Raw genomic sequence first — 19,609 nt, 5'->3', positions numbered from 1 at the left:
AAATGAAAAATAGACAAGATAATTTAATAGAACGCGATTATGCTGTGAATTGGCATCCTTATACTCAGATGAAAACAGCTCAGAATATAATTCCTATCACAAAAGGAGAGGGAAGTTATCTATACGATGCGAATGGCAAGAGATATATAGATGCAGTATCATCCTGGTGGGTAACCTTACATGGACATTCGCACCCTTATATTGCTCAGAAATTGACAGAACAATTAACTACTCTAGAGCAAGTAATCTTTGCTGGGTTTACTCATCAGCCTGCTATAGAGTTATCAGAGCGATTATTAGGCTTATTACCATCTAGCCAGACTAAGGTATTTTATACAGATAATGGCTCGACAGCGATAGAAGTCGCTTTAAAAATGGCTATTCAGGCTAATTATAATAAAGGAGGTAAGAAGAATAAAGTCTTTGCTTTTAAAAATGGGTATCACGGAGATACTTTTGGGGCAATGTCTGTGAGTGGTAGAGGAATATGGACAGATCCTTTTGGCGATATGTTGTTTGAGGTTTTGTTTATAGAGGTGCCCACGGCAGAGAATCTAGAGAGTATAAAAAAGACCATTGATACATATGCTGAAGAGACAATCTGTTTTATCTATGAACCCTTAGTACAAGGGGCAGGGGGAATGTTAATGCACAAGGCAGAACACCTATCTGCATTAATGAGCCATTGTAAAGAAAGAGAAATACTCTTAATCCAAGATGAGATATTTGTGGGGTTTGGGCGAACAGGAAAGCTTTTTGCTGCTAATCACCTTAGTGAGTCGCCTGATATTATGTGTTTTTCAAAAGGACTTACAGGTGGTACATTACCATTAGGAATTACTACTTGTACAGAAGAACTGTATCAGGCATTTTATGCAGATGATAAGACTAAAGCACTGTTTCACGGACATTCTTTTACGGCAAGTCCTTTAGCGTGTACAGCAGCTTTAGCAAGTATGGATCTGTTGCTATCTAAAGATACACAGGATCATATTAATCGTATTGTAGAGAAGCACAAAGGGTTTATACAACAATTAAAACAGCATCCTAAAGTACAAGATGCACGTCAATGCGGAACTATTTTTGCGATGGAGTGGAAGACAACAGAATGTACTTCTTATTTTAGTGATATGCATGATATGTTATATCCTTTCTTCTTAGATAGAGGAGTCCTGATGAGACCTCTAGGTAATATTATCTATCTAGTGCCTCCATACTGTACAACTGACGAAGATCTAGAGTATATATATAACTGTATATTAGAGGCTTTAGAGATGATATAACTGTTTTGTATTAGGTGTCAAAACAGAAGAAACAGGTCTCTCTAAAAAGAGTAAAAAAAGCTTATAAATTTAAGTTTTTTTTCACAGTTCCTTTGATACATTTGCACCGCTTTTAGCACGAGGAAAAAGAGAAGTAAATTGCTTGGCATTATTGTTGTTTTATTGAGTACCTAAACCTAAAATAGCAGGATATGATAAAGAGTAGTTTATTGATCAGTGTATCTGTATTAAGTATGTTAGTGTTTGCAGGAAATTATAGTTCTGTAACTTATGCTACCTGTATAGGATATTCAAATTGTAAAGCGTGTAAAAATTGTAAATACTGTAAGCACTGCTCTTAGAAAGGAAATAGCTGTGGAGTTTGTAAGTAGATTCATTTTTAGTACGTAGTACATGGCTAGGGCAAGGTCTTACATAGTTTGAGGTATTTTAAATAGGATAATGAAACAAATAATTCTGTTGTTTGCAAGTATGATATTACTGTTATTTGCTTGTAAAAAAAGTGCCGGGTCACACGGTTTTACCATTTATGGTGAGAGTGACTATTATAAAGATGGAGTGTATTGTGCTGAGGTGATGTATGAAAACCCTTATACAAACAGTAGTAGTACTTATCAGGTAAGTGTAGAGGTGAAGGATGGAAACTTAGTACATATCAACTGGCCTAGTGAAGGATGGCTAGATGATGTGAACTTCTCTACTCAAAACATTACAGATGGGCAGTGCTCATTTATGAGTGAGAGAGGCTATAGATATACTATCACTCTAGGAGGTTTAGGAGCAGAGTGTTATGACGATAGTGAAGAATTGCAGAATCGCGTGAATGAGGATACGGCTCAGGCAACTTGTCCTGAATGTGGAGAGATGAGAGCTATACAAGAAAAACACTGCGTTTATTATGCTAATAGAGTAATCCTAGAGAATAATTGGGATAGACACTTTTAGTAAAACAGTATAATAAGACTTATTTATAGTGTAAGCAAATTATGAATCATATTTAAGAAAAGAAGATGAAGATCATAGGATGGGGTATTATCGCGATAGCGGTTCTCTTTTTAGGGATGTGTATTGGTGGACTCAATGGCAATACACCTGAAGAATATTTGGTTCTATTAGCTCTATTAGGAGTGATATTAGGTGCCTATCTTATCTATAAAAGTCAACATAAGGAATAATATAATTAAACAAGCCGATAGATGATTCTATCGGCTTGTTGTTTGAAAAAGGGCGTTTTTTGATTGTAGAAACGCCAGATTAATATTATTTTTAGTAGTTTAATTGATTGAATAGGATTTATAAGATATGAATGTAAAGTACTGTTTGCCTCAAAAAGAGCTAAGAAGTATCGTAAGTAGATTCTGGCATGGAGAAGTAGATTTAAAAGAAGGGAAAGGGCTGTATCGCATAATCGCTTCTGGTAATACAGGGATTATTATACAGCTGTTTCAGAATCAATCAGTATTGTACAATAAGGAAAATCAAAAGGCTTTGCCTAAGTCTTTTATCTATGGACAGAAGAGTGATAGTCCTTGTCTTAATTACTTTGCTCATAAAGCTACTGTACTAGGAGTAGACTTGCATCCTACTGCTTTTAAAAAAATATTCGGTCTGCATGCTACAGAATTGACAAATACGCTAGCAGATGCAGAAGATCTCTTACCAAGTGAAGTGTGTAGACAACTTTATGAAAGTACATCTACCCAAGAGGCAATTAAAATATTAGAAAATCACTTCTTAAGATATGCTATAACATCTTCTAATCAAGAGATAGAGTACAGCATACAAAAGCTAAATAAGACTTGTGAATTAGCTAATACAACGAGCCTAGCAGAAGAAGTGAATATGTCTAGGAGAAGTTTTCAGAGAAAGTTCAAAGAAGTAGTAGGTATAGATGCTTATACTTATAGTAGAATCATGCGATTTCAAAAAGCATTACACTTTATGCAAAATAGTGAGGCTACCTCATTAACTCAGGTAGCGTATAAGGTAGGCTATGCGGATCAATCTCACTTCGGGAGAGAGTTTCGGGTATTTGTAGGAGATTCACCTAAAGCATTTCTTCAAAATAGTTATTTTATGGATACTCCACAGATAGATATTTCTATACCCTTTAGAATAATTGGCTTAGAATAAATTGGCGTTATCATTCTATTTTTTGACTTGAAATAAGTTGAATTTTGTTCAATTAAATTTAGAAAAATAGTATGATCAACGTATATCACTTGAACGCTGTAGAGATTAATGCTCCAACAGGAGATAGAGCCATTGGGCACTGTACAGTTTTAGAAATAGAAAATAAATTAGTTTTAATAGATGCAGGAATAGGCATGCAGGACAACGATCCTGTGCAATCTAGATTCTCACCCGAATTAGTAACAGCTGTTGGGCTTCGATTAGATCCTTCTATGGCCATATATGAGCAGTTAAAACAACGAGGTCTAGACCCTAGAAAGGTAACAGATGTGGTAGTATCTCATCTAGACTGTGATCACATCTCGGGTATTGTAGATTTTCCGAACGCTTCTATACATGTTGGCTCTGAAGAGTATCATAATTACCAATCTGACAATCCTCGATATGTAAAGACGCTCTTACTCCATCAACCTATTATAATACAGTATAGGACTACAGTAGAACAATGGAGAGGATTAGAAGTAAGAAGAGTACAGATAGAAGGTGTAGAGTTGTATTTGACTCCATTGTTTGGACATACTTTAGGACATTGTGGTATTATTTATCAAGTAGAGGAGAAGTGGTATTTTTATATAGGGGATGCTTATTATTTAAGAGAAGAACTCAGTAATTCTAATCATCCTGTACACCAATTGACAGAGGCGAGAGCAGATAACAATAGACTGCGATTAGAGTCATTAGAGCGTATAAAGGAGTTTATAAGTCAGTATCCAGAAGTAGTGGTGTATGGCTATCACGATATAAAAGAGTTTTTAGAAGTATAGTATATAAAAAAGCACCTCAATAGTTATACTGAGGTGCTTTTGATTTTATAAAGTAGTGTTATTCTGCAGAATAATCATCTAAAATGTCTAAAGAAGGCACGAAGAATAACGTTCCTGATATGGCTTTACTAAAGTCTAATAGTCTATCGTAGTTACCTGCTGGTTCTCCAATAAACATATTTTTAAGCATTTTTTCTGTTGTGCTGAAGGTAGAGGCATAAGAGATAAAATAAGTTCCTGCTTGTCCTTTAGAAGGATTAGCATAGGGCATATTCGCTCTAATGATTTTTAGTTCATTACCGTCTTCATCTTCTATCGCTGTAAGGGCAGTATGTGAGTTGGCAGGTTTTTTATCTTCTTCCATCTCTATATCTGTAGCTTTATATCTACCGATTACTTTCTCTTGTTCTTCTGTAGATAAATTGTCCCAATCTTTCATAAAGTGAATATACTTTTGGACGAATAAGTAACTACCTCCTTTGTATTGAGGATCTTCGTTTCCTACGATTCCGAAGTAATCTCTGTCTTCTCCGATAGGGTTTTCAGTACCATCTACAAAACCTATGATTGCACGACCATCCCAATATTTAAACCCTTGTACTTCATCTATACAGTCTGCTACAGGCAGTAGGACTTTAGATATCGCCATGGCCATATCATAGCAGATAGCAGGATTAATAGCGCTCAAGTGTAGGTGTAAGTCTGCATCTGTAGATACAGCAGTATGTTTATCTCCTTTGATTTCTTCAAAAACTTTTAATTCCTTCGGCATTGGAGTAGGTAAGTCTAGCTTTAACCAAGCGTTATGACTTACTCCTAAGATACAACTAGTAGGTCCAGCGTTTACTCTAACTTTAAATGAATTGTTTAAGTTATTGACTAGACCACATAAAGCCTCAAAAGCTTGTTTTATTTCAGCTTCTTCTTTAAACTTCCAAACTGAAAAAATAGTATTGTTATTTGGATAATCTGTCACATTTTGTGCTTTTTGACTCATTTGTCTTTCTTTTTAACGATTAAACTAACTGTGTTCTGTAAAGATATTTAAAATTTTGGCAATAGGTCAAGGATAAGGCAGTATTTAAAAAGGTTTTAAGAACGAGAGTATATCTTTGTTAGAATAATTGAACACACTAGTGAAATGATAAGGACAAGTTAAAACGTTAGTATCTTTATCTAGTTATGTTAGTTTTGTGATGGATATAAGAGAAATATGGATATTATTTTATGGATTATAGTTAGTGTGGCTTTTATTGGGAGTATCGTTATGTTTGTTCCTTCTATTATGTCGATTGCATCTCCTAAGTCTAGAGTTGTAGGACGAAGATATTATTGGTTAGACAAGGTATCTAGAGTTTTTTTATATCCGTACTTTTTTATCCTCTATTATTTTTGATAGCTGTATTGTGTTATCGTTTTTTTGATCTAAAGGTTCTACCTTGGTTATTTGGCTATGTAGTAGTCTCTGTTATTTTATTCATTATCTGGAGTAAGTTAGATCAGCTAATAAGGAGGTGATTTTTACAGAATCTGCTTGTAATAGAAATAACTAAATAATTTACCTTAGAGAATTGGTATCATCCATCTTGTTCTTGTAAGTTTGTGTCATAAAAGGACTATTTGTATGGAAATTGTATTATGGGTTATAGTTAGCCTTGTGTTTTTAGGAAGTTTAGTGATGTTCGTTCCTTCTCTGATGTCTTTGGCTTCGCCGAGGGCAAAAGAACTAAAAGGGATGTATTATTGGAATAGTATTGTTTCTAAAACATTCTGTGTATTGGTGATGTTATATCCTTTAGTATTTTTAATCGCAGTATTGTTTTATTTCTTTCTTCAGTCTCCTGTTCTTTCTTGGTTAGTGAGTTATGCTATTTTAGTAGTTCTTCTTTTTGCTATGTGGAATAGACTAGATAAGAAAGTAAATGGAGGTAAAAAGAACTAGTGAAACTAGCTGAAACTTAGATTCCGCATTAGCTAAATGCTACAAAGCAATTCTACTTCATATCTCTTGCATTAGTTGTTAAAACATACTATAGTACGCTTTACACACTAATTCAGAGCTATTTTGTATAATTACTTTTCGTTTATATGTCTATCGCGAATCTGAGTTAAATAAAGGACTTACAGCCTATAAAAAATAGGATAGACTCTGTTAAAAGATAGGAATAAATATTCGAGTAGAATTAAAATAAGTAGAGTAGGGACAAAAAATAATCATATTTTTTGATAATTATCATGTTTAAATACTGAAGTCATCTTGACTTTTTAGTTTTCTGAAATTTCTTTAGTTCTATAACAATAAAAGCCATAAAATTCCACGCCATCCAACTAGAAAGTGTGGTGTCAAATCTATTGAGTAAAGAACGAAAACTATCTATCCAAGCATTTGTTCTTTCAATCGCATATCTTTCTTTGTATAGTTGTTCATCAAAATAATCATCTTCATTATTTTGTCCATTTCGTTTATTAGGACAGATGTTAGCTATTATTTCTTTATCACTAAATATTTTTCTAAGTTTCTGTGAATCAAACCCAGCATCAGCATTAATAAACAATCCCGATAGAGGTATTTCTGCTTTAGTTAATTGATCGGTTATATCTTCAAAATAGATTTCTATATCAAATAAATCATTGTGATTTCCAGCTATCGGTTCTGACATAGCTAAAGGTAAGCCTTGACGATCTGTAAAATATAAGGAGTTTGTCGTCTTACGTTTTTTCCGACCTTGATAAGCAACCTGTTCACCTCCTCTTAAAGCTGTGGTATGGCTTCCATCTAAATCTCCACTTGATAAATCAATAAGAGATTTATTCTTTTTTAATAATTCAGTCCAACAAGATTGCCATACACCAGCTTTACACCAATTACGAAAATGACCAAATACTGTTTTATGACTTAATATTTGAGTGCTAAATAAAGCTTGAACTATTAAATAACTCCACTGGATACCTGTTTTTAGTTTATACAATATAGTACTAACTATCTCATAAAGTGGAGCTTTTGATTTAAACCCTCTTTTTGGAAGTGGTAAGTGAGGTACTATATCTAATTCTATACTATCTTTGTGGAGTACTTGGTACACGGGGTTGTAGGTTTTGTTTGTTTAGCGACACAAATTTCTATAACCCTTCTTTATTTTACAAAAGTCAAGACGACTTCATTATTTATTGAATAAAATGTTTTAGTTTTGTTAATATATTAGTCGTCCTTGTTCTGTCTTTTTGCCTATTAATTGATAAGGAGTATAGAAAAGAAGGTAAGTAAAACAAAAAAAGACGACATAAAACAATTTGTTAATTTTATTGTTTTATTATCAATATGAATAAAAATCTACAAAAATATATAACTTTAGATCAGTCATACTTCTTCGATATAGATGAAGTGTACTGTGGGGCAGAAATTATAGTTCAACGTTTAATTAACTATGATCTCTACCAAAGACTTCATTCAGAAGAGTGTAAAAACTATACTCAACAGGAACTTTGTGATTATTATGAAAAGGCAATCCAGACTGAACAAGTGGTTTTAGATAAAGGAGGATACATTATCGATAATAGTTTTTTTCATGGAGAGTTCTGCGTAGGAGAATTTGGCTTGCTGGATGGAGAATGTAAACTTAGAAGTAAGGTAAATGGAAGTATTTTCGATTTAACCTTTGTAAAAGGAGTAGCTGTAGAAGGTTCTGTAAAAGAAGAAGATATAGTTACCTCTAGATTTTCTTTAGAAGATAGAATCTTTACTGTAGAAGGATTTGAGTCAGGTAAATTAGTGAGTAAACAAGTTATCCATTTTGATTTAGAATTAGATTATAATACTATTTTTTATAGTTATTACGAGGATGAATCCGTTGAGAGTATAGAAGACAATATTAATCAAGCTCATAAAGTATACTATCGAAATGGAAATATACAGAAGATAAAAGATGTACTAAACGAGCGCACTCAGTTCTTCGACAACAGAGGAGTGCTTACAGAAGAGTTTTTTATTGAGAAAGGCTATAGATGTTCGCTGACTTATCAAGATGGTGTTTTAACTGACAAGACTTGTATCGGAGAAGAAGATAAGTACTTTTATTTTTATAAAGAGGGTAAACTAGATTTTTATGAAGTATTAGACAAGGCTACAGATACTATTAGTGTGTATAAGAGTAGTGGAGAATTAGTCCAACAAGATAGCTTAATCCAGTTGGGTTTTACATCATAATAAGTGTGTATTAGATGTTTTTAATCCTAAATAAATAGTGAAAAGGGAATCCTATCACATAAAAAAGAGCTTTAGCCTTTGGGTTAAAGCTCTTTTTTGTTTTTAAAATATTCGTTATAAGTGTTTTATATAAGTGATGTTTTTTTGAAAAAAAATGCGTTCAATTGCTTGTATTTACTGGAAAAGTAGTAATATTGCACTGTTGTCAAAATCTGTTATTTGATGACTCGCTCTCTAGTCAGGCTTCCAATTCTGATTAGGGAGCATTTTTTTGTATATATCCCATCTTTGTTTATGTATATTGTAATATAAGTATCTGTTAATGAGTTTTTTATTGAATTATCAGTTATTTTGTGTCAATTTTTGTAAAAAATAGTATTAAAAATATTGCATATTTACTCAAAAGGTAGTAATATTGCACTGTTGTCAAAATCTGTTATTTGATGACTCGCTCCCTAGTCAGGCTTCCAATTCTGATTAGGGAGTATTTTTTTATACCTACTTCATTTTTGCTGTAAAAGGATGTTTTTCTTTTAAAAGTACTCTTACTATGATGTGTGGTGCATCTCGTGTTAATCTATCAACTTGTGTTTATCATTATTTTTATTGATAAACTAAGTTTCTAAATGTGAACTATTGTTAGAATTCAAATATCATTGTTTACATTTGTTATGTATTGATACAAACTGATATGAAAAAACTTCGCCAAATTAATTTTCTATTTGTTGTACTTGCATTGTTATTAGTGAATTGTAGTCGGTCTAAAAAATTGAATGGAACTGATTATGATCAGCTATATGCAGTGTGGTATAGTGATGATTATAGGGATAGCTTAGCTGAAACTTTAAAACCTAGTGTAAAGAAAGTTTTAAGTTTAAAAAACACACCTGACAATCGTGTTTTTATTGATAGTGTTCTCAATCAATTGCGCTGAACACGTGATTCTTCGTCGTTTTATAAACTTAGTCAAAGGGCAATAAAGTTTGCCGAAAGAAAGTCTGATGATATGCATTGGCTAGTATATACAATGATTTAGGAGTTTATAATCATGATTTAGGAATCCTAGACAGTACATTCTATTACTATATTAAGGCAGAGAATATCTATAGAGAGATAGGAGATTCTATGAAGATGGGGGAGCTTAAATTTTATCAAGCCCGTGTTCTTTTTGAAAAAGGTCTACATATAGAAAGTGAAAGCAAAGTTGCAAGTGTTTTACAAGTATTAAATAACTACCCATTTAGCCCTATACCTTTTGAGGCTAATCAATTAATGGGGACCTGTCTTTTGAATCAGAATGATTTTGAAGGAGCTAAAAAGTATTTATTAGAAGCGCTAGCATTAATGCAAAAAGATGCTAAACAAAATAAAATACTAGATTTAAATAGATTAAAGATGGCAAAAAGTATGTTATACTATAATTTGTCAGAAGTATCATATTATTTAGAAGATTATAAAGAAGTAACTAAGTATGCTTCTACAGGATTGAGCTTTATTATACCTGAGATTCCCTCTTTATTAAAGAGTGTATTGAATTTAGGTATCGCAAAAGCGGAGTTTATGGATGGTTTAAAAAGCTATAGTCAAACAGAGTTTGATTATTATATAAAACAACTAGAGAATACTTATGATGAAGCAGCTATCTTAACCAATAGCTATGTGATGAATGAAATGGCTATGACTATAGCGAGCTTATATCTTCAAGATAAAGATAGTATTCAAGCATTTAACTGGGCTGAGAAAGTATATCAACTAGCAGTTGACCGGAATATAAAGGTAGATCAGAAGAATGCCTTAGAGTTTTTAGTTTCCCATCAGCATTATGATAATAATAGTAGAGTAAAAGAAATTATAACCTTGAGTAATGATCTTGCAGAACTAGATTATGCTACGCGTAATCGCTTTGCTCGTATTGCTTATGAAACAGAGAGAGTAGCTACCGAGAACGATGAGCTTCGAAATGTGATATTGATGGTCGTAGTGACGAGTCTTATTATTATCTTATTATTATCTTATTATTATCTGTAGGAGTGTTTATCTATAGGTTGAGAAATAAGAATAGAGAACTAAGTTTCATACATACGGCATATATGCCAGTTCGCGCGGATTTGCAATCCGTCCAGAGTATGTAGAAGTGTATCGTATATGTCCAACAACCTATACCAGTTCGCGCGGATTTGCAATCCGTGCGATAAATAAAAAAGGCTAAACAAAATATTTTGTTTAGCCTTTTTTTAGTTTATCTAATAAGTAGGAACATTAAAATATTCGTACCTATTAAAAAAGAATTAAGCTCTTCTTACGTTAACAGCGTTTAATCCTTTTTTACCTTTTTCAACTTCATAAACTACTGCATCGTTTTCACGAACTCTCTCGTTTAAACCAGTTGTGTGTACGAAAATGTCTTGTCCTCCATCATTTGGAGTAATGAAACCGAAACCTTTAGTTTCGTTGAAGAATTTTACTGTTCCTTCTTGCATAATATTAAGTATTTAAATTTTATTTACTTCAACGGCACTTAGGCCTCTTGGAGTTCTTTCTTTTTTGAAGGTAACTTTATCACCTTGCTGTAATGGCTGATTAGACTGACTACTGTGTACAAAGATGTTTTCTTTTGAATCATCTTCAGTTATAAACCCGAAACCTTTACTGCTAAAATAAGTCACTACTCCAGTGCATTCAGTATCTGGAGCAGAAGCTGCCGCTAAGCGCTCTTCAAGTTCCCTTTTAGCTGCTTCGATGTCTTGCTCTTCTGGCGGAACGTCTGTTAGATTACCATTGTAGTCTACATAAACCAACATATCTTCAAGGTCTTTCCCTTTGTTGTTGTTTATTTTACGATCCTCTCTCTTTAATGCTTTCTCTTGTCTTTTCTGTGCTTTCTTTTTATTTTTCTCTTTTTTCGAAAAAGAATCAGCCATATTTATTGCGTTTTTAAGTTAATATTAAATTTCTTGTTTTACCTGCATTTTGATCCCTGTGAATCGCTGAATATCCTTCAGCTCTTTTCGTTGTTCAGGTGTGCAAAAACACATGGCAACCCCTTGTACTCCAGCTCGTCCAGTACGACCGATGCGATGAACGTAAGTCTCTGGTTTGTCTGGTATATCATAGTTGATCACAAAGGGAAGTTTGCTTATATCTATTCCTCTTGCAGCAATATCTGTTGCAATAAGGATATTGATTTTCTTATTTTTAAAATCATCTAATGCTTTAACACGAGCACTTTGAGATTTATTCCCATGGATAGCCATCGCCACCATATTGACCTTTTGAAGGTATTTTACTAGGTTATTAGCCTCGTATTTCGTTCTTGTAAATACTAATGTAGACTCCGTATTCTCCTTTAAGATAGTGTGTAATAACGCTTTCTTATCTTTCTTCTCTGTATAGTATACTTGCTGTTCGATAGTTGTCGCTGTGATTACTTCAGCAGCTACTTCTATTTTTACAGGTTTGTAGACGATCGTTCTAGCGAATTGCTCTATTTCTTTAGGCATTGTAGCTGAGAAGAACAGAGATTGTCTTTTAGTAGGAACAAATTTAAGAATTTTTTTAAGATCGTGTATGAATCCCATATCTAACATCTGATCAGCCTCATCTAGTACTAATATCTCAAGATTAGAAAGCTTTACTATTTTTTGATTGATTAGATCCAATAGTCGACCAGGAGTAGCCACGATAATTTCGGGATGTTGTTTTAACGCTCTTACTTGAGGAGGAAGAGGTACACCACCGAATAAAGTTACTGTTTTAAGAGGAAGCTCAGTACTATAGTCTAAAAAACTATCTTTTACCTGTATTGCTAATTCTCTTGTAGGAACTAAAATTAAGGCTCTTATACCTTTTGTCGATTTAGGAGTAGAGTGCAGTTTTTGTAAAATAGGAATAGCAAAAGCAGCAGTTTTACCTGTACCTGTTTGAGCAGTACCGATTACATCTTTTCCTTCCAGAATAGGAGGGATTGCTTTTTGTTGTATTTCAGTAGCTGTAGAATAACCTATTTTAGTTAATGCTGTTTGTATCTCTTGTGTTAATGCTAAATCTTTAAAGTTCATTTATTATTGCCTGTACTTATTCTTTTATCTTTATATGCTTTAAAACTATTGGGGTCTTAAAGTCTTTTGGTATTATCTATCCTAGTGAACTTGTTTTTCTATTATGCATCAGAAACTCATATTTCGTAGGTAAGTGGTCTTTTGTTTTTGCAATAAAGCTCTAAGAGCATAAGCAGGGAAACATCTTTTACTTTCTATTGAAATTGTAAAAGAATCAAGAGTTAAATAAAGTAAAGACCAAGGAAGTAAAATTAAACGAGGTTTTTTTAAAACTATTTAATTTTAGAATAACTAAGGCAGAAATCTATTAACTAATAATACAGGTGCAAAGGTATAACTAATAATCGAATAATGAAGTATTTATTTCAAATTAGAGAAATAACAATTCAAATAAGATGTTAGTTTAAGAAATAAAATACGCTTTTTAGCAAAAAGGCGTTAGCAATATTGAGGAAGAATAGTAAATTTGGAAGAACATATAAAATCAGTATAAATCACTTGAATGAAAACAATATCTTGGTTAACAATAGTACAGCAGCATAACGACTTAGTAAGACGATGGTTTATTTGTTGTTGTGTATTGATGAGCTCTTTGCTGTGGGGGCAGCAAGTGGATGAGGATCAGGTTAGTGTAGTGAAACTTTGGCGTGACCTCAATGGAGAGAATAGCCTATATATAAAAGTAGGCGCGACCTGTAATAACTATGATAGCAAGGGGATTTTTGCTAAAAATGGATATGATTCTATTATCTCTATAGAGCTGATTAACGAAGAGAATAAAGTAAGTGTAAACTACGGAGAACGCCTTCCAGATAACCAAATGCTGATGTTTTATGACGAGGGAATTTGGTTTGAAGAACACGTCGATATTCAGGCGGTTTTTATTCCTGTTTTTTACTGTAGACCCTATTTTGGAAATCAAATGCCCCTTACTTATATCGTTCTTTACAACGGAAAACGCTATATGTACCATTTTGATTACTATTGTCAATCGGATATATTAGGAACCTGTTCACTTCCTTATAGCAAGGGTAAATTACAAAAAAGGCTATCAGATTTACCAAAAGAATTAGCCAAAAAGTTCGCAAACTATTTGACCAAAGTATATACCCAAAGAGAAGACCTATTTCCCAATCACCTTATCTTTAGAAAAGAGAAATATAACAATATCTATAGACCCTATGATTTAGCAACAGCTTATCACGCATCATATCCCTATGTCTTATTAGACAAGGTCAATGGTTATCTTGAAGAAAAAAAGTATTCTTTAGCCACAACGTATTTAAACGAATTTGAATATATCTATGTCAGAGAAAAACTTACTGTAAATGTAGCAGGCTTTTACGTTCAAGATAGAACCATTAGCCAAAAAGCAACGTCTTATCGCTCAAGAGTGCATGCAGAAAGAGAAAAATTATTAGAAGAAGCTAAATTCCTAACCCGTAGAAATCAATACCAAGAAGCCTATTTAATTTATAAAGTGATATTAGAAGAAGAAAGCTAAATATGCGTCTGACAACGTATACTGTTTAACAGTAGAAACAACACCTTGCGTTTACCACATCGATTGTCTACACAGTATGTTATCCTGAGTGTAACGAAGGATCTCATCCCTTTTGAGAATTAAAAATTAAGACGCTTTATTAGGGTACCTACTTGTATATCAAGGTAATCTATGCTATATATAATACATTTATACAACGGTATGGTAGTATCACATACAACCGAATTATTCAATTTCAGAAATAAAAGAAACTCCTTGTACTTAATAGGTAAATAATTAACTTTACACCTATTGTTTATGGCCCCTGATAATAGGGATTAAGACAAAAAGAGTTAATAGACTCTAAATAAGAATTATACTTTTGGAGATTATATGAAGAATATACAAAAAATATGTTGCATAGGAGCAGGTTATGTAGGTGGACCTACTATGGCAGTTATTGCACAGAAAAATCCACATATCCAGATTACTGTAGTAGATTTAAATGAAGCACGTATCCAAGCGTGGAATGATGAGGATTTGAGTAAGTTGCCTATTTATGAACCAGGTTTAGATGTAGTGGTTGGTGAAGCAAGAGGACGCAATTTATTTTTTGATACCAATGTAGATAAAGCTATTGATGAAGCAGATATGATCTTTATTTCAGTAAATACGCCAACCAAGACGTATGGAAAAGGAAAGGGAATGGCTGCAGATTTAAAATATATTGAGTTATGTGCTCGTCAGATTGCACGAGTAGCCAAGACAGATAAAATCGTAGTAGAGAAATCTACACTTCCTGTGCGAACTGCACAAGCAATTAAACGAATTCTTGATCAAACCGGCAATGCAGTAGAATTTGAAATACTCTCTAATCCTGAGTTTTTAGCAGAAGGTACAGCTATTCAAGACTTGATGAATCCTGATCGTGTATTGATTGGAGGAGCAGAAACTCCGAGAGGAAGAGAAGCTATTGAAGCGTTAGCATCTATTTATGAAGCATGGGTGCCTCAAGAGCGTATTTTGCGTACCAATGTATGGTCGTCAGAGCTTTCTAAATTGACAGCCAATGCCTTCTTAGCACAACGAGTATCTTCTATCAATGCGATTTCAGAACTATGTGAAGTATCAGGGGCAGATGTAGCTGAAGTATCTAGAGCTATTGGTACAGATAGCCGTATTGGGAACAAGTTCTTAAAAGCATCTGTAGGATTTGGAGGTTCTTGTTTCCAAAAAGATATCTTGAACTTAGTGTATATCGCTAAGTCTTATGGATTAGATGCAGTAGCAGACTATTGGGAGCAAGTAATCATTATGAATGATCATCAGAAACGTCGTTTTGCAGAAAATATCGTAACGACTTTATTCAATACGGTTAATGATAAGAAAATAGCCTTCTTAGGATGGGCATTTAAGAAAGATACCAATGATACAAGAGAATCAGCGGCTATCTATGTAGCCAATGAGTTAATTGAGGAAGAAGCACAGATCCACGTATATGATCCTAAAGTAACGGAACAACAGATGTTGTCTGATTTAGATTACTTAGCGACTCGTGAAGCAGAGTTGAATAAAAAACATTTGACAGTTCACCAAGATCCTTATACTGCTCTAGAAGGAGCTCATGGTATTGCTGTATTGACAGAATGGGATGAATTTAAGACGTACGATTGGCAACGTATCTACGATAAGATGCAGAAGCCTGCATTTATATTTGATGGTCGTAATATATTAAATCGCCAAGCGTTAGAAGATATAGGATTTGAAGTTTATACAATAGGTAGAGGAAAATAAACTTTAACACGTAAATTAAGCAATAAAAATGCAAGGATATAAAATATTAGGATTTATATTCTTTAGAGTATCTCTTATATTTAGATGAATTTTATTACATATGTAATATAAGAAGAGACTATTAAATTGATGATATTAACTGTTTTTTAAAAAAGTAAAAACAGACATTAACACATATTATTTAACTATGAAAAAGAATTTGATTGTATTTGGTACAAGACCAGAAGCTATCAAAATGGCTCCTTTAATAAAAGAGTTTAAGAAGCACAATGATCAATTTGATACACGTGTATGTGTAACTGCACAACATAGAGAGATGCTTGACCAGGTTTTAGAATTTTTTGATATTGTACCAGAGTATGATTTGAATTTGATGAAACCCAATCAAAATTTGTATTCTTTAACAGGAGATATTATCACAGGATTAAAGCCTGTTTTAGAGGAGTTCAAGCCTGATTATGTATATGTACATGGAGATACTACAACAACGATGTCAGCTAGTATTGCTGCTTTCTACAGTGGAGCCAAGGTGTGTCACGTAGAAGCAGGCCTTAGAACACATAATAAACGAGCACCTTTTCCTGAGGAAATAAATCGTCAGATCACTGGCCGTGTGACAGATTATCACTTCGCACCAACCACAGCATCTCAAGAAAATTTATTAAGAGAAAATATCAAAATCAAAGATATTTTAGTTACAGGTAATACAGTTATTGATGCTTTATTAGAAAGTGTAGAGCGTGTAGAAGACTTGCAAAATGAAGAAATCATACAATTAAAACAGATTTTAGATTCGTCTAAGAAACTAATACTTGTTACAGGACATAGAAGAGAGAATCATGGAGATGGATTTATTTGTATCTGTGAATCACTAAAAGAAATAGCCTTAACACATGCTGATGTACAAATCATTTATCCTGTACATTTAAATCCAAATGTAAAAGGCCCAGTTTACGAAATCCTATCAGGAATAGATAATATTCAATTAATAGATCCATTAGCTTACCCTTCATTTGTATGGTTGATGAATAAGAGTTATATGATTGTTACAGATAGTGGAGGAATACAAGAAGAAGCACCGAGTTTAGGAAAACCAGTTTTAGTCATGCGAGATACAACAGAACGTCCTGAAGCCGTAGCAGCAGGAACAGTAATCTTAGTAGGTACAGATAAAGAGAAGATTGTAAGAGAGGCGAATAGCCTATTGACAGATTCAGCTCGTTATGCAAAGATGTCAGCCTTACACAATCCTTACGGAGATGGAAAAGCATGTGCACGTATTGTTGAATTTATTAGTCAATTACAGTAGAGACGCATATTTTGCGTCTAATAGAAAAGAAATATAGAGATAAGATAATGTTTTATGATATAAACGAAATCACAAAACAACAAAATAACATAATGAATGAATACACAAGTAGTAACAATAGGATTAGGATACATAGGATTACCAACATCTGCATTAATAGCACAAAATAAAATAGGTGTACATGGAGTAGATATCTCTCAGCATGTGGTAGATACCATTAATGCAGGAAAGATTCATATTGTAGAACCAAACATACAAGACCATAAAGTGTTTAAATTAACGAACTATAGAGAAGCGGTAGAAAAAGCAGATATCGTTGTGTTCTTAGTAGCACATAATGAGTTTAAAACATTAGAAATACCGCAAGGTAAAGTAGTTTTAGATTTTTGTGGAATTAAAAAATAAAAAAAGACAAGGAGCATGAATAAAATACTTATTACGGGAGGCGCAGGGTTTATAGGATCACATGTAGTAAGGCTTTTCGTACAGAAATATCCAGACTATCAGATTTATAACCTAGATGCACTTACGTATGCAGGTAACCTAGAGAACTTAAGAGATATAGAAGCTGTTCCGAACTATCATTTTATAAAAGAAGACATAACCAATCAAGAAGCAATAGAGCAGCTATTTATAAAAGAGCGATTTAATGCGGTGATTCATCTAGCAGCAGAGTCTCATGTAGACCGATCTATTACAGACCCGCTTGCTTTTGTACGCACGAATGTCTTAGGCACAGTCAATTTATTACAAGCATTTAAATCCTTATGGCAAGGCGATTGGGAAGGGAATCGATTTTACCATATTAGTACAGACGAAGTCTATGGCGCACTAGGCGAAGTAGGTTTATTTACCGAAACGACGTCTTATGACCCTAATTCACCTTATTCAGCCTCTAAGGCAAGTTCAGATCACTTTGTGCGCGCTTATGGAAAGACCTATGGGATGCCTTATGTTGTAAGTAATTGTTCTAATAACTATGGGCCTAATCACTTCCCAGAGAAGTTAATCCCACTTTGTATTCACAATATCATCAATAAGAAACCCCTACCTATTTATGGAGATGGGAAGTACACCCGCGATTGGCTATATGTCTTAGATCACGCCAGAGCCATAGATGATGTATTCCATAAAGGAAAGAATGCAGAGACCTATAATATAGGAGGCTTTAATGAATGGCAAAATATAGATTTAGTCAAAGAGCTGTGTAAGCAGATGGATGTAGTTTTAGGTCGAGAAGTAGGAGAGAGTGAGCGATTAATCACTTTTGTAACAGATAGACCAGGACATGATCTAAGGTATGCGATTGATGCAACGAAGATTAATAAAGAGCTCGGATGGAGTCCATCCGTAACCTTCCCAGAAGGATTAGCTAAGACCATTGATTGGTATATGAATAATCAAAATTGGTTAACCAATGTAACCAGTGGAGCATATCAAGAGTACTATCATCAACAATATAAAAAGTAAGTAAAAAGGCCTTGTACTTCGACATAGTACAAGGTCTTTTTACTTGGTTTAATAAATTGTTATTCTATTGTCATTAAATATTCCCCATACCCACTTTTGCACAGAGGTTTAGCGATATGGTGCAATTGTTCTTTTGTGATATACCCCATGCGATAAGCGACCTCTTCGATAGCCCCGATTTTCAATCCCTGGCGCTCTTCGATGACTTGGACGAATTGACCTGCTTTCATCAGAGAAGCAAAAGTGCCTGTATCTAGCCAAGCCGTACCTCTGTCTAGTATTCCCACCTTTAATTTGCCTTGTCTGAAATACTCTTTATTGATGTCTGTAATCTCATATTCCCCTCTTTTAGAAGGTTGAATAGTCTTGGCGATATTCACTACATCATTGTCATAAAAGTATAACCCAGGCACTACAAAGTTAGATTTAGGTTCTAGAGGTTTCTCTTCTATAGAGAGTACATTTTTATGTTGATCAAACTCCACCACACCATAGCGTTGAGGATCCGTTACAGAATAGGCAAATATAGTCGGTTCTGCTCTTTCTACGCACGATTGTAATAGTTTAGACATTCCACTGCCATAGAAGATATTATCTCCTAAGATCAGCGCTACGTGATCATCACCTATAAATTCCTCTCCGATAATAAAAGCCTGTGCTAATCCGTTTGGTTCTTCCTGTATCGCATAAGTAAATGAACAACCGATTTGGCTACCATCTCCTAAAAGTTTTTGGAAGTTAGGCAGGTCAGTAGGAGTTGAGATAATCAGAATTTCGTTGATTCCCGCTAGCATTAACGTGGATAAAGGGTAGTAAATCATAGGCTTGTCATAGACAGGCATCAGTTGTTTACTGACAGCTAATGTAAGAGGGTGTAATCGAGTTCCCGATCCCCCAGCGAGAATAATTCCTTTCATCTTAAAATAATAAAGGGATAAAGTTAATGATTTTTTAAACCAAGATTACGCAATAGACAGATAAACGAAGAGTAGTTATACAAAATAGAGCCAAATTAGTGAGTAAAGCATACTATAATATGGTTTTTAGACTT

Annotated in this window: 19 protein-coding genes; 13 read left to right on the top strand and 6 right to left on the bottom strand. The window is 33.8% G+C overall.

Going from position 1 to position 19,609, the window contains the following annotated elements:
- Positions 1 to 2: 2 nt before the first annotated feature.
- The 5 genes from bioA (at position 3) to BK054_RS16155 (ending at position 4,240) form a co-directional block, all read left to right on the top strand.
- Entirely contained in the window at positions 3 to 1,283 is a 1,281-nt protein-coding gene (gene bioA, locus BK054_RS16170; RefSeq protein WP_071307549.1) for an adenosylmethionine--8-amino-7-oxononanoate transaminase, read from the top strand.
- A 441-nt stretch (positions 1,284 to 1,724) separates the two neighbouring features.
- Entirely contained in the window at positions 1,725 to 2,228 is a 504-nt protein-coding gene (locus BK054_RS16165) for a hypothetical protein (RefSeq protein WP_006263972.1), read from the top strand.
- 65 nt (positions 2,229 to 2,293) lie between these two features.
- Positions 2,294 to 2,458, top strand: coding sequence for a hypothetical protein (locus BK054_RS18495; RefSeq protein ID WP_006261458.1), 165 nt, complete (start codon positions 2,294 to 2,296; stop codon positions 2,456 to 2,458).
- Between the two features lie 127 nt (positions 2,459 to 2,585).
- Positions 2,586 to 3,416 (top strand): helix-turn-helix domain-containing protein, encoded by an 831-nt coding sequence (locus BK054_RS16160; RefSeq protein ID WP_071307548.1) that lies wholly within the window; start codon positions 2,586 to 2,588, stop codon positions 3,414 to 3,416.
- 71 nt (positions 3,417 to 3,487) lie between these two features.
- Positions 3,488 to 4,240 (top strand): MBL fold metallo-hydrolase, encoded by a 753-nt coding sequence (locus tag BK054_RS16155; protein ID WP_006263970.1) that lies wholly within the window; start codon positions 3,488 to 3,490, stop codon positions 4,238 to 4,240.
- A gap of 58 nt (positions 4,241 to 4,298) precedes the next feature.
- Here BK054_RS16155 and BK054_RS16150 read toward each other — a convergent pair whose 3' ends face one another.
- On the bottom strand, positions 4,299 to 5,237 hold the full coding sequence (locus BK054_RS16150; RefSeq protein WP_071307547.1) for a Dyp-type peroxidase: 939 nt from the start codon (positions 5,235 to 5,237) through the stop codon (positions 4,299 to 4,301).
- 627 nt (positions 5,238 to 5,864) lie between these two features.
- Between BK054_RS16150 and BK054_RS16140 the strand changes: the two genes are divergently transcribed.
- Entirely contained in the window at positions 5,865 to 6,182 is a 318-nt protein-coding gene (locus tag BK054_RS16140) for a hypothetical protein (protein WP_006258148.1), read from the top strand.
- A gap of 310 nt (positions 6,183 to 6,492) precedes the next feature.
- On the opposite strand, the gene BK054_RS16135 is transcribed toward BK054_RS16140, so the two are convergent.
- A complete protein-coding gene (locus tag BK054_RS16135; RefSeq protein ID WP_071307546.1) occupies positions 6,493 to 7,323 on the bottom strand; it encodes an IS5 family transposase in 831 nt (276 codons plus the stop codon).
- A gap of 236 nt (positions 7,324 to 7,559) precedes the next feature.
- Here BK054_RS16135 and BK054_RS16130 point away from each other — a divergent pair, with 236 nt between their 5' ends.
- Positions 7,560 to 8,444, top strand: a complete 885-nt coding sequence (locus tag BK054_RS16130; RefSeq protein ID WP_006258146.1) for a hypothetical protein — start codon at positions 7,560 to 7,562, stop codon at positions 8,442 to 8,444.
- Between the two features lie 1,011 nt (positions 8,445 to 9,455).
- Complete coding sequence (locus BK054_RS16120) at positions 9,456 to 10,472, top strand: hypothetical protein (protein WP_232234301.1); 1,017 nt, start codon at positions 9,456 to 9,458, stop codon at positions 10,470 to 10,472.
- Positions 10,473 to 10,732: 260 nt separating this feature from the next.
- On the opposite strand, the gene BK054_RS16115 is transcribed toward BK054_RS16120, so the two are convergent.
- Genes BK054_RS16115 through BK054_RS16105 form a run of 3 tightly spaced genes read right to left on the bottom strand, consistent with a single transcriptional unit; the run spans position 10,733 to position 12,502 of the window.
- Complete coding sequence (locus BK054_RS16115) at positions 10,733 to 10,924, bottom strand: cold-shock protein (RefSeq protein ID WP_006258143.1); 192 nt, start codon at positions 10,922 to 10,924, stop codon at positions 10,733 to 10,735.
- A 12-nt stretch (positions 10,925 to 10,936) separates the two neighbouring features.
- Positions 10,937 to 11,365: a cold-shock protein gene (locus BK054_RS16110; protein ID WP_006263952.1), complete on the bottom strand. Its 429-nt coding sequence runs from the start codon at positions 11,363 to 11,365 to the stop codon at positions 10,937 to 10,939.
- A gap of 24 nt (positions 11,366 to 11,389) precedes the next feature.
- Positions 11,390 to 12,502, bottom strand: coding sequence for a DEAD/DEAH box helicase (locus BK054_RS16105; protein ID WP_071307544.1), 1,113 nt, complete (start codon positions 12,500 to 12,502; stop codon positions 11,390 to 11,392).
- A 502-nt stretch (positions 12,503 to 13,004) separates the two neighbouring features.
- Between BK054_RS16105 and BK054_RS16100 the strand changes: the two genes are divergently transcribed.
- From BK054_RS16100 to rfbB, 5 genes are all read left to right on the top strand, one after another.
- On the top strand, positions 13,005 to 14,006 hold the full coding sequence (locus BK054_RS16100) for a hypothetical protein (protein WP_071307543.1): 1,002 nt from the start codon (positions 13,005 to 13,007) through the stop codon (positions 14,004 to 14,006).
- A gap of 372 nt (positions 14,007 to 14,378) precedes the next feature.
- The gene (locus BK054_RS16095) at positions 14,379 to 15,779 is read left to right on the top strand and encodes a UDP-glucose 6-dehydrogenase (RefSeq protein WP_006263949.1); all 1,401 of its coding nucleotides are present in this window, start codon (positions 14,379 to 14,381) and stop codon (positions 15,777 to 15,779) included.
- A 187-nt stretch (positions 15,780 to 15,966) separates the two neighbouring features.
- Positions 15,967 to 17,088, top strand: coding sequence for a non-hydrolyzing UDP-N-acetylglucosamine 2-epimerase (wecB, locus tag BK054_RS16090; protein WP_071307542.1), 1,122 nt, complete (start codon positions 15,967 to 15,969; stop codon positions 17,086 to 17,088).
- Between the two features lie 96 nt (positions 17,089 to 17,184).
- Positions 17,185 to 17,493 carry a hypothetical protein gene (locus BK054_RS16085; RefSeq protein ID WP_006263947.1) on the top strand — a complete coding sequence of 103 codons (309 nt, stop codon included), beginning with the start codon at positions 17,185 to 17,187 and terminating at the stop codon, positions 17,491 to 17,493.
- A 15-nt stretch (positions 17,494 to 17,508) separates the two neighbouring features.
- Positions 17,509 to 18,558: a dTDP-glucose 4,6-dehydratase gene (rfbB, locus tag BK054_RS16080; protein WP_071307541.1), complete on the top strand. Its 1,050-nt coding sequence runs from the start codon at positions 17,509 to 17,511 to the stop codon at positions 18,556 to 18,558.
- A gap of 59 nt (positions 18,559 to 18,617) precedes the next feature.
- Here the strand turns inward: rfbB and rfbA are convergent, their stop codons facing one another.
- On the bottom strand, positions 18,618 to 19,475 hold the full coding sequence (gene rfbA / locus BK054_RS16075; protein WP_071307540.1) for a glucose-1-phosphate thymidylyltransferase RfbA: 858 nt from the start codon (positions 19,473 to 19,475) through the stop codon (positions 18,618 to 18,620).
- Between the last annotated feature and the right edge of the window lie 134 nt (positions 19,476 to 19,609).

Source organism: Myroides sp. ZB35, from assembly GCF_001865835.1.
GTDB lineage: Bacteria > Bacteroidota > Bacteroidia > Flavobacteriales > Flavobacteriaceae > Flavobacterium > Flavobacterium odoratimimum.
The sequence above is the reverse complement of the archived record's forward strand: the minus strand, read 5'-3'. Positions and strand labels throughout refer to the sequence as shown.